We start from the raw sequence: 14453 nt of genomic DNA, 5'->3' as shown, positions 1-14453 counted from the left end.
TTTGCTAGAATCTGTACCGTAAAATATACGTCATGATTTAGGCAGGTTCTTTGTCGCAAGTGTTCGTTTGGTTTTACGCACTTTTGCCTCCAGTTGACTTCTCAATAACATATTGGTCACTCCCTTTCCCTCTTCAAAGTTGTCATTGAAACTTGGCAAGGAGAACGTATCCAGTACCTCTGCACCATCAAATGGCAGTCTGGCTTCGGCAATGCTGAGTACAGATTGCCCACCACGCGCTCCGGGGCTAGTTGCTAGTAAGAATACTGGCTTATCCTGAAATATGCGTCTCCGGGGGATACGTGATATCCAATCGATAAGATTTTTATATCCTACATTATAATTGCCGTTGTTTTCAGCAAGTGAAATAATCAAAAAGTCCGCCCAGTCAATCAACGCTGCAAAATCATAAACAGTAGCTGGAATACCCTCTTGGATTTCCGTATCCTTACTGAAGAGGGGGATTTTGAAATCGTTAAGATCGACGATTTTGATTTCATCGTCTATCTCTTTATAATATTTAGCCACACTTGTGACAAATTTTTTGTTGATCGAGGTAGAGCTGTTACTGCCTGCAAATGCTAGTATTTTCATTCGAATAAAATTATCTTTTAAAGTCGACTGACCTATTATCAGTCCGTTATGCATTTTTGTTTGTAAGTATATATCCGTGATGATTTCATCAACATAGTTTGCTTTGTCCTTGTCATTTGTTTCTAAAGACGTTTACTAGCCTTCGTTTTCTAATTAATTCACCTTCTTTGATCCAAACATTGATTATTTGCTGTAAGTAAACCTTTATTCTGAATAGATTTCAGGAATAGCACGATGTTTTAATTTTTTATTAGGATATTCGTTTCCGTAAAATTAGTCATTTTCTATATATTACTTCATAAACCTATAACAATGAATCTTAAGCCTTGTTTGTTAGTCCTCGTCATGCTGTCCGCCCTCGTAAGTTATGGTCAGCAATCTCTCAATTGGTACAACCCTCTTGAACAGCAAGCTGTGAGTGGGCGTATTGCAGATCATCAACAGGCTACCACTACCTATCACCGTCTGCCTGCCGGTTTAAAGGATGTCGTACGTCCTCCTGTATGGTCACTAGGTACCAATGCTGCTGGCTTATATATTGATTTTCATACTGGAGCATCCGCCGTGACTGTACGATACAAGATGAGCGGGTCGTTAAATATGCCTCATATGCCCACCACCGGTGTAAGCGGTCTGGATTTATATGCTTATGATGATATCTCCAAAGATTGGAAATGGGCCTATGGTAATTATAGTTTTGGAGATACAACGTCCTTTACCTTTTCCAAATTAGGAAATGGCACCTCTCGTACATACCGTTTATATCTCCCCTTGTATAATACGGTGGAGTGGATGCAAATAGGAGTAGAGGACGGACAAGAGGTTAAATTTGTCCTTGAAAAAGAAAAACCCATAATTGTGTATGGCACTTCAATAGCCCAAGGTGCATGCGCCAGTAGACCCGGTTTGGCATGGACCAATATCTTAGGGCGTCAATTGAAACTTCCTGTGGTCAATTTAGGGTTTTCGGGAAATGGACGGCTAGAGCAACCCATATTGTCGCTGATTGGTGAGGTGGATGCCCGTATTTTTGTACTGGATTGTATTCCCAACCTCTCCCTGAACGCCAATCTTTCCGAACGCCAATTGGACTCTTTGCTCACCAATGCAGTATCTTTTTTGCGGAAGAAACATCCAAATACGCCAATTATCCTTACCGAGCAAAGCGCTGGCTTTGATGCCAATGTCCTTAATCTTGGGTCCACGCAAGAGTACACCGGCTCTACAAGGGTATTACGTGCATTTATGGGACGTATGAAGAAGGAAAAAGTTCAACACCTATATTTATTGACCAATAAAGAGATGTCGATGGATTTGGAGTCTACAGTGGACTATGCCCATCCCAATGATTTGGGGATGATGAAGATTGCTGTCGCTTATCAGCGCTTAATCAAGAAGATTTTGAGATAGTCTTTTGAACCATACTAAGAAAGCCACGCTAAACAATAGGATAGAGTGGCTTTCTTAGTATAGCAATTAAAGTAAGGTTGGCTAAAGTTTGCTTTCCTTTTTCTTCTTTCTGATTTCTGGTTTTGAAGCTTTTTTGACTTCATACTGTCTTTCGAGATACATAATGATTTCGCTCGCTATATCTTTTTTTGTTGCTTTTTCGATTCCCTCTAGACCAGGACTAGAATTGACCTCCAATACTAACGGACCTCTATCTGAGGGTATCATATCTACCCCACATACCGTAAGGCCCAATTCGGCTGCAGCAGCAATAGCAGTGTCCTTTTCCTTTTTCGTCAATTTGATGATTTCGGCACTTCCTCCTCTATGTATGTTTGATCTGAATTCACCTTCCTTAGCAGTTCTTTTCATAGCTCCAACCACCTTGCCCCCTACAACGAATGCTCGAATATCCGTTCCTTTGGATTCTTTGATAAATTCTTGCACCAGTATGTTGTTTCCGAGCCCGTAAAAAGCCTCAATCACAGAAGAAGCTGCCTTTTTTGTCTCTGCGAGGACCACCCCTATTCCCTGTGTCCCCTCCAAGAGCTTGATGACCAAAGGCGCGCCGCCTACCATGCTGATTAAGTCATCGACATCCGAGATTGTTCTAGCAAAGCCAGTAATGGGAAGCCCAATTCCTGCACCAGATAGAATCTGCATGCAGCGCAATTTGTCTCTTGAGCGCGTGATGGCTTGACTAGGATTCGCCGATATTACGCCCATCACTTCAAATTGACGAACAATGGCCGATCCGTAGAATGTCACAGAAGATCCAATGCGGGGAATAATAGCATCTATTTCAGCGATTTCCTGACCCCGATAATGGATTGTTGGAGTATCCTGACGTATGCCTACATAACATTTGCTATGGTCCATGACCACGCATTCATGTCCTCTTTTCTCAGCAGCCTCCACGAGTCTTCGTGTAGAGTACAAATTTTTATTAGTTGAAAGAATAGCGATTTTCACTGAAATGATGATGTTGTAGTATTATAACAAAAGATACGCTGCTTGGTTTTTTTTCTTACAATGAAGAATTTTCAGAAAGATTATATTGCGATACGTCTACTAAGAATTTTTTACTTATAAAATTACGTCCCAGCAACATGGGAAATTTCATGCCCGAACGATTTCGGAACGATAGTTTAATGGAGTATAGTTTATTAAAAAGTTTAATTTTTGTAAAAATCATATAGCGAATCTCGGAGTGACCAAATGAACTCTTCACGACACCCTGCCGTACGATAGGGAATCGAATCACACGTGTTTCACCCGTTTCAAAATTATCTATAATCGTACATTGTATAAACTTATGCCCGTTTTCCTCTTCAATATGGTACTCTTCGCAATGGAGTACAGAAGTACGGGCACCGGTATCAATCTTTGCTTTAAAATTGTATAGTCCCAGTTCGGGGAGGTCTACCGTTTCGTACCAACCGATTGTTCGCATCTCCGCCATGGGTTCTTATTCGTATTCAAATGTTCCGTATGGTGAATTGATGGTCACCCTTTTCGTGTCAGCGGCCTCTACTCTTCCAACGATTTGTGCCGGAATACCAAAGGATTCAGATATGGCAATGATGTCTTGAGCAATGGTCTCTGGAACATATAATTCCATACGATGTCCCATATTAAATACTTTATACATTTCCTGCCAGTCCGTTTTTGATTCCTTTTGAATCAATTCGAAGAGTGGGGGAATGGGGAACAAGTTATCTTTAACAACATGCACATTATCTACAAAATGTAAGACTTTCGTCTGCGCACCTCCTGAACAGTGAACCATTCCATTTATTTGCGAACGGTATTTGTCTAATACTTTCTTAATTACAGGAGCATAGGTACGCGTAGGTGATAGCACAAGCTTGCCAGCCGTAATCTGCTGCCCATCTTCCACTTCAATAATATCTGTCAACGACTTACTGCCTGAAAATACCAAATCATAGGGTACTGCAGGGTCATAGCTTTCGGGATATTGTTCCGCTACAGATTTGTTGAATACGTCGTGACGAGCAGAAGTCAGTCCATTCGAGCCCATCCCGCCATTATATTCTTTTTCATATGTTGCTTGGCCGGATGAAGCTAGTCCTACGATTACATTTCCCGGTTGAATATTGTGATTGGAGATGACATCTTGACGTCGCATTCTGCAGGTAACAGTACTATCTACGATAATCGTGCGCACAAGGTCTCCCACATCTGCAGTTTCACCTCCAGTCGAATAGATACCGATTCCCAAATCCCTTAATTCGGCCAAAATCTCTTCGGTCCCGTTGATGATTTCGGCGATAACCTCACCAGGGATTACATTTTTATTACGACCAATAGTCGATGAAAGTAAGATATTGTCTATTGCCCCCACACAAAGCAAGTCATCTAGATTCATAATGATGGCATCCTGCGCAATACCTCTCCATACTGAAATATCCCCTGTCTGTTTCCAGTACATATAGGCCAAAGATGATTTTGTACCTGCGCCATCTGCATGCATGATGTTACACCATTGCTCATCTCCAGCAAGTATGTCTGGTATGATTTTGCAAAAAGCTTTGGGGAACAGACCTTTGTCAATGTTTTTTATTGCATTGTGTACATCCTCTTTTCCAGCGGATACTCCTCTTTGATTATATTTTAAATCTGACATCTTGGGGCAAAAATAATCAATCATCCTGATATTTATAAGTTTATTGCATAATATTAACCTGATTTAAGGATGCTCCAAGTATCTAACAATCTTTCAAAGGAAAATTGCGCATTTGCAGGACTTGTACTCGGAAGACTATGGTAGGTTATATCAGCTACCCTCCTGTGGTATTTGTCATAAAGAAGGCGAGCCTTGTTGCCGTTGAAGAGAACAGTATGTATGGAAGGAGTCCGTTCTAGAAGCCCTATTATATCATTAGGTACCTCTGCTAGTATCGCGTTGTCCATACTGCCCGGCCGGATTGCTGATGCACAGGTGTCCCACAATGCAATGTGATGGTCCCTCAGCAGTTGGGTGCGCTCATTATAGCCATGTTGAAAAGGGGTATTCATTAACTTGAATACTAGCTTCCAGAATCTATTTTGTGGGTGTGCATAGTACTGTTCTTCCTTTAGGGATTTGTCTCCAGGTAACGAACCTAAAATTAGAAACTTGGCATTTTCGCTATAAATAGGAGGAAAGGACTGTTTCAACATGTGCTAAATTTACTGATTTATCCTCACTTATGCCTTCTTCACAAAATAGATAAAGATTGTTGTTTAACATTCTCTCAAGATGAGAAGAGTAAGATGATTAGATGTTATAGGTTTCGGCAATGGATACCAACTCGGACACTTTGTTTATTTCTAATTTTTTATAAATTGTTCTCGTGTGTGTCTCGACCGTGTAGGTGGCTATAAATAATTTGCTCGCGATTTCCTTTTTTGAGTACCCTGTCGTGAGGAGAGCAATGATTTCTTTTTCTCTTTTCGTCAATGTTTTTATCTTCTCAAGTAAAGATGATTTTGTCTCCCCTTCGAAGATTTTTGCAAGTGTTAGGGCATAGCACGGTTTACCTTTTGCATTTCTAAGTATGGTCTTGGTGCTACCGATTACATTTTTCCACTCATTGTCCCGATGGAGTAGTTTGTACTCTAGATTTAGGTAGCGCTGTTTATCCAGTTTGAAAAATGCAATGGAGTCAATAAGTGTATGGTAGGTAGAAGTGTGAATTGTCTTTAGGTAATATACATAATCCATACCCGAGAGCCTATTACTCTTGAATCCGTAAAATTCAGCCATAGCGTTATTGATGCAGATTGGCCTATAAAACTCTACATCATGGATTGTTATTAAGTATTCGCTACTATTGATAATCTCTAGGAAAATATCTTTTTTGACACATGATGGGGTTAGTATTCCGTTTTGCGAAAGGCTTTCTTCCAGCTTGTCTAATTCTGTTTCTAGTATGTGATATGGCATGTTAGGTTAATGTCACTTTGTATCTAAAAATGAAATTATAAAAAACATTTTATATTATGATTTAATTGTTAGAGTTCTATGTTTTCGTTACAGGAAGGCTATACGGGGTCTGGAGAATTTTGATGATAATGGGGTACCTTCTAATTTTTTTGCTTAATATTGATTTACTTGTCTAGACAATAGCGTGATTATGGAAATTAACAATAAACTTCGTCTTATGGTCATCAGTACCAGTACGGTATATGGAAGTGACTTTTTGGCCTATATACGAGATAGAATAGCAGATTTTATCCAAGTAAAGGATGTCTTGTTCATTCCTTATGCTCGACCATCGGGTGTATCATATGAGGATTATACCCAGCGGGTAGCAGATGCATTATCCCCTCTAGGGATTAAGGTGTCTGGGATCCATGAGTTTGAAAATCCTGGAAAAGCCTTAATAGAGGCTTCGGCAATATTGACGGGTGGGGGCAATACCTTTCTATTGCTCAAAACCTTGCAGGAGCAAGGACTTCTATCTGTGCTGCAAGCGCGTCTCGGTGATGGTATTCCTTATGTAGGAACATCAGCCGGCTCTAATATCACAGGTTTAACGATAGGCACCACCAATGACATGCCGATTGTGCTACCTATTGACTTTGATGCATTAGGACTACTCCCTTTTAACATCAACCCCCATTATTTGGACCCCGATCCGCAGTCTACACATAAGGGCGAAACACGCGAGACGCGTATTAATGAATTCCACTTCTATAATGAACAACCCGTTTTGGGTATTAGAGAAGGAAGTTGGCTGTTGGTTGAGGAGGGGGAGATTCAATTGAAGGGAAATCTGCAAGCCCGTTTGTTTCAGAAGGGGAAGGCTCCCATAGAACTCTCCCCAGGCAAAATCGACTTCTAATCTTTTAGAATCGTACGCAGAAGTAAAAATATATCTATTAGTGAATATTGAAACCATATTGCTATGAACAAATATCCTCTCCTACATCCAGCAGATATTGCAGAGCAGTTATCCGATTTAAAGGGCAAGGAGCTTTACACAGCCTTCTCTTCCTTTCCTTTGGAGTTAAGGCTTGAGATATTCTCCTTTTTTGATAGTGCCGTTCAATACACGCTATTGAAGCAGCTTTCAGAGCGTGAACTCACCGAATTACTGAACAATCTCAAGCCCGATTTGCGTAACGAGCTTTTCTCTAAATTACCCGATCAGCTAATCAAATACTTGATTAATCTGCTAAATGAACGCGAGAAGCAGATGGCCTTGGAACTAATCGGCTACAAGGAAGACAGTATTGCTAGGCTCATGACGCCCATGTACGTGCAAGTTAGACTAGAATACACGGTATCAGAAGTCTTTAAGCATATCAAGCTTTTTGGTCGAAAAGCCGAGACACTGAATTTTGTATACGTTGTTGACGAAAACAATGTCTTGATCGACGACCTCAAGATAGGTCAGTTGTTACTTGCTGATGCTGAAAGTAAGATTTCGGATTTAGTGGATTATAATTTTGCAGCCATTAGAGCTTCTACACCAATGGAAGAGGCCTTTGAGATTTTTCAAAAATATGACCGCAGTGCTCTTCCCATCATTACCGACAGCGGTGTACTGGTAGGAATTGTAACATTTGATGATGTTGCCGATCGAGTTGAGGACCGTGATACAGAAGACATCCACCGTTTCGGGGGGATGGATGAGTTGGACGTCGCTTATACAAAGACTCCACTACTACGGCTTGTCCAGAAAAGAGCTGGCTGGTTGGTCATACTATTCCTGAGCGAAATGCTGACGGCCTCTGCTATGAGCTATTACGACGGTGAGATTGAAAAGGCAATCGCATTGGCCCTATTTGTTCCGTTGATTATTTCATCTGGAGGCAATTCTGGTTCCCAAGCGGCTTCGTTAATTATTCGAGCAATGGCCTTAGGTGAGCTCAAGCTTCGCGACTGGTGGTATGTGATGAAACGGGAGATTTCTTCTGGTATTATTTTAGGTCTTATTTTGGGCTCTATTGGATTCGTCCGTATCCTTTTGTGGCAGCAGCTCGGAATCTATGATTATGGCGAATATTGGATTTACATTGGTTTGAGTGTATCTGTTTCTCTAGTATTTATTGTTCTGTGGGGCACTCTTTCAGGCTCATTTATTCCATTTGTGTTACGTAAATTAGGAATGGATCCTGCGACCGCTTCAGCACCTTTTGTTGCTACTTTGGTAGACGTCTCTGGATTGGTCATCTATTTCTCTATTGCAGCATTTTTCTTGAGCGGCAAGCTCCTATAGCTTTCAATATTTTAAAACACATTATGGTTTTTAACGTTAGTAGTAAGGAGGCACGGGTCTCTTAGTATTAACTTTAAAAAGTGATTTTATGGCAAAGATTGTTGCAGAGCAGTTGGTAGAAATGCTTGTCGAAGCTGGAGTGAAAAGAGTTTATGCAGTTACTGGTGATAGTTTGAATTTTTTTAATGAGGCTGTTCGCAAAGACGGTCGTTTAAAATGGATACATGTGCGTCATGAGGAGGTAGGGGCTTATGCTGCCGCTGCAGAAGCAGAATTGGACGGTATAGCATGTTGTGCCGGAAGCTGTGGCCCCGGTCATGTGCACCTCATTAATGGGATGTATGATGCGCATAAGTCACATGTCCCAATGATTGTGATTGCTTCCACCATTAATACACATGAAATGGGCATGGATTATTTTCAAGAAACCAATACGATTAAGCTATTTGATGACTGCAGTTGTTATAATCAGATGATTACAACGGCCGAGCAGGCACCCCGGATTATCCAAACGGCTATACAACATGCCATCGGCCATAAGGGAGTAGCTGTTATTGGACTTCCTGGAGATGTGACCGAACTCAAGGCTGTCGAGACTGATACTTCTACTCAGATTTTTAAATGTGAGCCCATCATTAGACCCTCCGATGCCGAACTCCTAAAGTTGGCGAATATTATCAATTCCAGTACATGCACCACTATTTATTGTGGTATTGGTGCTACCCATGCGCATACTGAAATCGTTCACCTGTCCCACCAGCTCAAGGCTCCAGTAGGTTATTCTTTTAGAGGAAAGATGGGCATCCAATATGACAATCCCAATGAAATTGGGATGACCGGCCTTTTGGGGATGCCCTCGGCCTATCAGAGTATGCATGATTCTGATTTAGTCATTTTATTAGGCACTGATTTTCCCTACGAAAATTTTATGCCTACAGACAATAAAATCGTACAAATTGATACCCAAGCCGAGCGGTTGGGAAGAAGAGCAAAACTAACCTTAGGCTTGGTGGGAGATATACGACACACAATTCAAGCGTTACTACCCTTACTTAATCAAAAAATAGATGACAGCTTTTTAATAAGCCAACTTGATTTTTACGAAAAGGTAAAGGAAAATATGAAAACCTATATCGATGCCAAAGGAGCTGAAGACACCATTCAACCCGAATATCTAGCCCATATTATTGACAATAAAGCGGCCTCCGATGCTATTTTTACGGTAGATACTGGGATGACTTGTGTATGGGGGGCGCGTTTCATTACAGCTACCGGACAACGTAAGATGCTAGGTTCGTTCAATCACGGTTCCATGGCCAATGCTATGCCCATGGCAATAGGAGCGTCCTTGGCTTATCCGAAGCGCCAGGTATTCGCGCTGTGTGGCGATGGCGGTATTTCTATGTTGCTTGGCGATTTGGCTACTATTAAACAATATAATTTGCCGATTAAAATCATCGTTTTCAACAACCGTTCTTTAGGCATGGTCAAGTTAGAAATGCAGGTGACAGGATTGATGGACAATGAGACCGATATGGTCAACCCAGATTTTGCCATGATAGCCGAGGCAATGGGTTTTAAAGGGGTAAATGTGCGTACACCTGAGGAGGTCGTCGGAGCAATCGAGATGGCCATCCATCATCCAGGACCTGTTTTGTTGAATGTATTTACAAATCCGAGTGCGCTGGCTATGCCACCAAAAATACACCTAGATCAAATGGTCGGTATGGCCAAGTCTATGACCAAGTTGATGTTGGGAGGGAAGATGCAAGAGGTGTTTGATACTATAAAATCAAATTATAAACATCTGAAAGAACTCTAGTTCATTGGTTTCTAAGAGATATCAGATAGCAGTCTGCCCCATGATCGAGAAATCATGGGGCAGACTTGTTCTAGCCGACTCGCTCTGTCGATTTTTCAAATAAACGGACGAAATGATTGTCCAGATGCTTGCGCATTGCGTTGCGGAAAATTTCTGGATTACCCACTTTTAGAATATCCACCAGACCTCGGTGAGAAATGAAAGTTTTGGATTGGCTGGGCTTGCTTAGCATTCCACTAGTATGCACATATTGAAACACGGGCAGGAGCATATGTTGAAAATCTTTCAACATTTGATTGTTGGAGATTTCGTAAAGTTTACCGTGAAATAAGACCTCGTCTTCAATGTTAAATAGCGTAGCATCTGGGTTCGCGGGCTCATTTGCAACTATTTTTTCCAAATCTTCGATATCCTGATCTGTAATCTTGTCAAATAATAAATCGGCCATGCCTACTTCCAACACTAGACGCATTTCAAAAATATCTTGAAGGGTCTTTTCAGCAAGTATACTTGGATGAAGGGATTTTTTCAACGGAGATAAAAGGTCTGGATTGGTCAATATCGCCCCTCTATGTTTTTTAGACTCTACGAGTCCCACCATTCTTAACCGTAGCATGGCCTCCCTTACAACGGTCCTGCTAACACCCAATGTATCCGAAAGTTCGATTTCTTTAGGTAGCGCATCTCCAACTTTAAAACCCTTGTTGATAAAAAGGTCAATAAGTTTCATTTCTACCTTATCTACCAGACTGGATGTGTCGATAGTACCTAATTGATCGATGATTGACTGTTTTGTGTCCATGCAAGATTGATTAACTGTTTACGAAAATCCGCAAACGCTGCTGAAGAAGCAAATATATACAATTTTTGTTTCTAATTATGTTATACATAATATTAAAAATAAAATTTGTTTTTACGATATTGTGTCTATATTTGCTTTATTATGTAATACTTAATACAGTATAAACCACATGAAAATAAACCTAACATTCAAAATGATTCCATTGCTAATGGTGTTGCTTGGTAGCTTCACCTATGGATGGGCACAGACCAAAACTATCTCGGGGAAGGTAGTAGATCTGTCTACAAAGGAGGTCCTTGCAAAAGTTACCATACTGGTGAAGGGCAGTACTCAGGCCACCCAAACCGATCAAAACGGGGGGTTTTCACTAACAGTCTCCCCTTCTGCCGTATTGGTTTTTTCTTACACAGGTTACAAGCGGCAAGAAGTTGCTGTTGGCAATCGAACATCATTCGATATCATGCTAGAAGCAGATATCCAGACCATGGATGAAGTCGTGGTCATGGGATACGGAACGGTAAAGCGCTCTAAAATGACAGCTTCAGTTTCCACTTTGGATAAGAAAGTATTAGAAACTGGTATGCGGGCCAATCCGGCACAAGCATTAGCTGGAACGATTCCTGGGCTTCGCGTCTCAACCGGGTCAGGTCGTCCCGGAGCCATGGCCAATATTACTTTGCGCGGCGGTACAAACTTTGATGGTACAGGTAGCCCGTTAATTTTGGTAGATGGTCAGGTTCGGAGTAACCTGTCAGATATCAATCCTGAGGAAATCGATAGAATCGATGTCCAGAAGGATGCTGCTGCTACCGCTATATACGGTGCGCGCGCCTCTAATGGTGTGGTCATTGTGACGACAAAAAAAGGAAAATCCGGGTCCTCTTCGCTTGATTTTAAAGTGAATCGTGGTATCAATTATTTAAATATACCCTATGATTTCTTGAACTCGGAAGAATATATTAAATGGAGTCGCTTAGGCGCTACTGCTGCTATACAAGCTGGTACATTGGCAAATACGGCACTTGGTAATCCAGGTGCTCGCGGGACCGGCAATGTATATTTCGGACCTGATGGCAAGACGCCCTTAGATGGAAATTATGTGAATGAAGCACGTTGGAGTGTGATGCGGTTGACCGATCAGAATCGTTTTTTGCTAGACCAGGGTTGGAAATCATTGAAGGATGTCGTTCCTACCAATGCAGCTGGAAACTATGACGCTAATGGTCAGTACTATGACTTGATTTACGAAGATTTTAATTACGGCAATCTTGCATTTCGTTCACCTGCACCATCACAGGATTACAATCTGGCCTTCTCTGGGGGTAATGACAAAGCGAGTTACTATAGTAATGTCGGAATTTATGATGAAAAAGGATTATCATTAAATACCTTCTATCGTCGATATAATTTTGCAGTAAATGCGGATTATAAAATCAAAGATTGGATCAAATCGGAATCAAGTATTAATTACACAAGAGCCAATTGGCGGGATCAAACCTTGACAAACGGCGAGGAAAACTATTGGGGACGCATGCTCTCTGCGCCACCAACGTTGCGTAGCAAAAGCCCTATCACCGGTGATTGGATTTTGGGACGAGACGCAAGTGATGGCAATCCATTAGTAAACATCGATAAATATATAAGACGCAATCAAAACGATAAATTTACCCTTAGTCAAGGATTGGTTATTAATTTTTTGCCAGAATTATCCTTGCGCATGAAGGGTATTTTATATTACCACGAGGAGTATGCTGAATCTTTCAATAAGGATTTCAGGACAGGCTTCTTAAGCACTACCAATCCTGATGCAGGGTGGAATAGACAGCGAAATAGTGCAGCATCTTTCTGGAGAGATATCCAACAAACCTATAATGCGGTATTAAATTATAACAAGTCATTTGGTAAGCACAACCTAAACGCATTGGCCGGGGGTGAATTTTTTGATTCTTACTATCGTTCAGTAGGAGCCTCTGGCGCATTAGCACCTACAGATGATTTCATGTCCTTAGGCTTGACGACCAATACAGCTACCAACCCGACCAGAGGGACATCTTCCTCGCATGAGAATGACCGTATAATCTCCCAGTTCGGCCGGGTCAATTATGATTATGCCGATAAGTATTTGTTGTCTGCTACCTTTCGTAATGATGGCATATCTCGTTTGAATTCAGAGAATAGATGGGGTTTTTTCCCTGCTGCATCTGTGGGTTGGGTCGCAACACGTGAGGATTTTATTCAAGAGCAAGCCCCTTGGTTGGACTTTTTGAAACTTCGGGCCAGTTGGGGTAAGAATGGTAATATAGGTATCGGTACCAGTCAGGCTATCGGAAAGTATGAGGTGCAGGGGTCGTACAATGTTCAGACAGCCTATGACCAGGTGAGGGGATTCCTATTTGGAAATCCAACATTGTCTTCCCTCCAGTGGGAAAAAACCAACACTACCGAAGTCGGAATGGATATCGGATTGTTAAATAACCGACTTAATTTCTCCGCAGCATATTACAACAGGATTACTTCGGACAAATTGGCTTACATTGATTTACCTAGCTCTGCAGGTATCGAACGCATCCGTACTAACAATGGAACAATGCGCAATAGAGGTGTCGAATTGGAGTTAGGATACAAAATCATTGACAATGATAAATTTAACTGGACGGTAAATGTCAATGCGGCTTATGTTCGCAACAAGATTATCAAGTTGCCTAATAATGGTAACGAATTGAACAGACAAGGTGGCACTCAGGTGTACGATCCGTCTTCAAATGGCTTGATTTGGGTCGAAGGTATGCAAGAAGGTAAAGAATGGGGCGATGTTTACGGATTTAGGATGAAAGGCATCATCCGTAACGAACAAGATTTAGCAAATTATAATGTAAGGGATGATGCTGCTGGTGATACTTATAGTATCGGTGGTGCGGCAGGTAAACGAGTGGCTAGTCAGAAAATAATAGCTGAACAAGGATTGACAGGCTATCTGCCGACACAGTTGGGGGATGCGATCTGGGATGATATCAATGGCGATGGCGTCATCAATCAAAGCGATCGTGTGAAATTAGGAAATACTTTGCCCAAATGGACAGGTGGCTTCAATACGTCTGTGAGTTACAAAGGAATATCCCTCTTTACGCGGATAGATTTTGCGTTGGGCCATATCCAAATGGACAGGATGAATGTCTGGTCTTTAGGCTACATGCAAGGAGAGTTTAATGCAGGTTCTATTGTAAAAGATACGTGGACTCCCGACAATCCCAATGCTAAATATCCTAGGTACATGTGGGCCGACCAATTGAATATGAAAAACTTTGACCGACCTAGTAATCTTTTCTGGGTGAATTCCAGCTATCTAGCATTCAGAGAAGTATCCTTGTCTTATTCAGTCCCTAGAGAGTGGCTAGGTAAGGCAAAGATAAGTGGTTTGACCCTGACGGCTACAGGACAGAATTTGGGTTATATTTCAAATAAATTGAACGCGCTGCCCGAGCGCACAGGATTCCAAAATAGTGCCTATACCGTACCCACCATGTTGGTGTTCGGAGGTAAGATAACATTTTAACTA

The 14453-nt window shown here is 41.5% G+C and carries 12 protein-coding genes; 5 read left to right on the top strand and 7 right to left on the bottom strand.

The features are described from left to right. Positions 1-30 precede the first annotated feature (30 nt). Entirely contained in the window at positions 31-594 is a 564-nt protein-coding gene (locus tag OQ289_RS17085; RefSeq protein WP_270088057.1) for an NADPH-dependent FMN reductase, read from the bottom strand. Between the two features lie 312 nt (positions 595-906). On the opposite strand from OQ289_RS17085, the gene OQ289_RS17080 reads away from it, so the two are divergent. Beyond that, positions 907-2004 (top strand): SGNH/GDSL hydrolase family protein, encoded by a 1098-nt coding sequence (locus tag OQ289_RS17080; RefSeq protein WP_270088056.1) that lies wholly within the window; start codon positions 907-909, stop codon positions 2002-2004. 81 nt (positions 2005-2085) lie between these two features. Here the strand turns inward: OQ289_RS17080 and rimK are convergent, their stop codons facing one another. The 5 genes from rimK to OQ289_RS17055 form a co-directional block, all read right to left on the bottom strand. Continuing rightward, the gene (rimK, locus tag OQ289_RS17075) at positions 2086-3015 is read right to left on the bottom strand and encodes a 30S ribosomal protein S6--L-glutamate ligase (RefSeq protein ID WP_033564267.1); all 930 of its coding nucleotides are present in this window, start codon (positions 3013-3015) and stop codon (positions 2086-2088) included. A 55-nt stretch (positions 3016-3070) separates the two neighbouring features. Continuing rightward, positions 3071-3505, bottom strand: a complete 435-nt coding sequence (locus tag OQ289_RS17070) for an ATP-dependent zinc protease family protein (RefSeq protein WP_033564268.1) — start codon at positions 3503-3505, stop codon at positions 3071-3073. Positions 3506-3511: 6 nt separating this feature from the next. Next, positions 3512-4690, bottom strand: a complete 1179-nt coding sequence (locus OQ289_RS17065) for an AIR synthase related protein (RefSeq protein ID WP_270088055.1) — start codon at positions 4688-4690, stop codon at positions 3512-3514. 53 nt (positions 4691-4743) lie between these two features. Continuing rightward, a complete protein-coding gene (locus tag OQ289_RS17060; protein ID WP_270088054.1) occupies positions 4744-5226 on the bottom strand; it encodes a DNA-deoxyinosine glycosylase in 483 nt (160 codons plus the stop codon). 97 nt (positions 5227-5323) lie between these two features. Further along, the gene (locus OQ289_RS17055) at positions 5324-5992 is read right to left on the bottom strand and encodes a response regulator transcription factor (protein ID WP_270088053.1); all 669 of its coding nucleotides are present in this window, start codon (positions 5990-5992) and stop codon (positions 5324-5326) included. A gap of 190 nt (positions 5993-6182) precedes the next feature. On the opposite strand from OQ289_RS17055, the gene pepE reads away from it, so the two are divergent. The 3 genes from pepE to OQ289_RS17040 all read left to right on the top strand — a co-directional run bounded on the left by pepE (position 6183) and on the right by OQ289_RS17040 (position 10095). Beyond that, a complete protein-coding gene (gene pepE, locus OQ289_RS17050) occupies positions 6183-6893 on the top strand; it encodes a dipeptidase PepE (protein ID WP_270088052.1) in 711 nt (236 codons plus the stop codon). Positions 6894-6956: 63 nt separating this feature from the next. Next, the gene (gene mgtE, locus OQ289_RS17045; protein ID WP_270088051.1) at positions 6957-8273 is read left to right on the top strand and encodes a magnesium transporter; all 1317 of its coding nucleotides are present in this window, start codon (positions 6957-6959) and stop codon (positions 8271-8273) included. A gap of 88 nt (positions 8274-8361) precedes the next feature. Further along, the gene (locus tag OQ289_RS17040; RefSeq protein ID WP_270088050.1) at positions 8362-10095 is read left to right on the top strand and encodes a thiamine pyrophosphate-dependent enzyme; all 1734 of its coding nucleotides are present in this window, start codon (positions 8362-8364) and stop codon (positions 10093-10095) included. Between the two features lie 70 nt (positions 10096-10165). On the opposite strand, the gene OQ289_RS17035 is transcribed toward OQ289_RS17040, so the two are convergent. Beyond that, positions 10166-10897: a FadR/GntR family transcriptional regulator gene (locus OQ289_RS17035; RefSeq protein WP_270088049.1), complete on the bottom strand. Its 732-nt coding sequence runs from the start codon at positions 10895-10897 to the stop codon at positions 10166-10168. A 169-nt stretch (positions 10898-11066) separates the two neighbouring features. Between OQ289_RS17035 and OQ289_RS17030 the strand changes: the two genes are divergently transcribed. Further along, on the top strand, positions 11067-14450 hold the full coding sequence (locus tag OQ289_RS17030) for a SusC/RagA family TonB-linked outer membrane protein (protein WP_270088048.1): 3384 nt from the start codon (positions 11067-11069) through the stop codon (positions 14448-14450). Positions 14451-14453 lie beyond the last annotated feature (3 nt).

The sequence above is a fragment of the Sphingobacterium sp. SYP-B4668 genome, from assembly GCF_027627455.1.
In the GTDB taxonomy this organism is placed as follows: domain Bacteria; phylum Bacteroidota; class Bacteroidia; order Sphingobacteriales; family Sphingobacteriaceae; genus Sphingobacterium.
The sequence above is the reverse complement of the archived record's forward strand: the minus strand, read 5'-3'. Positions and strand labels throughout refer to the sequence as shown.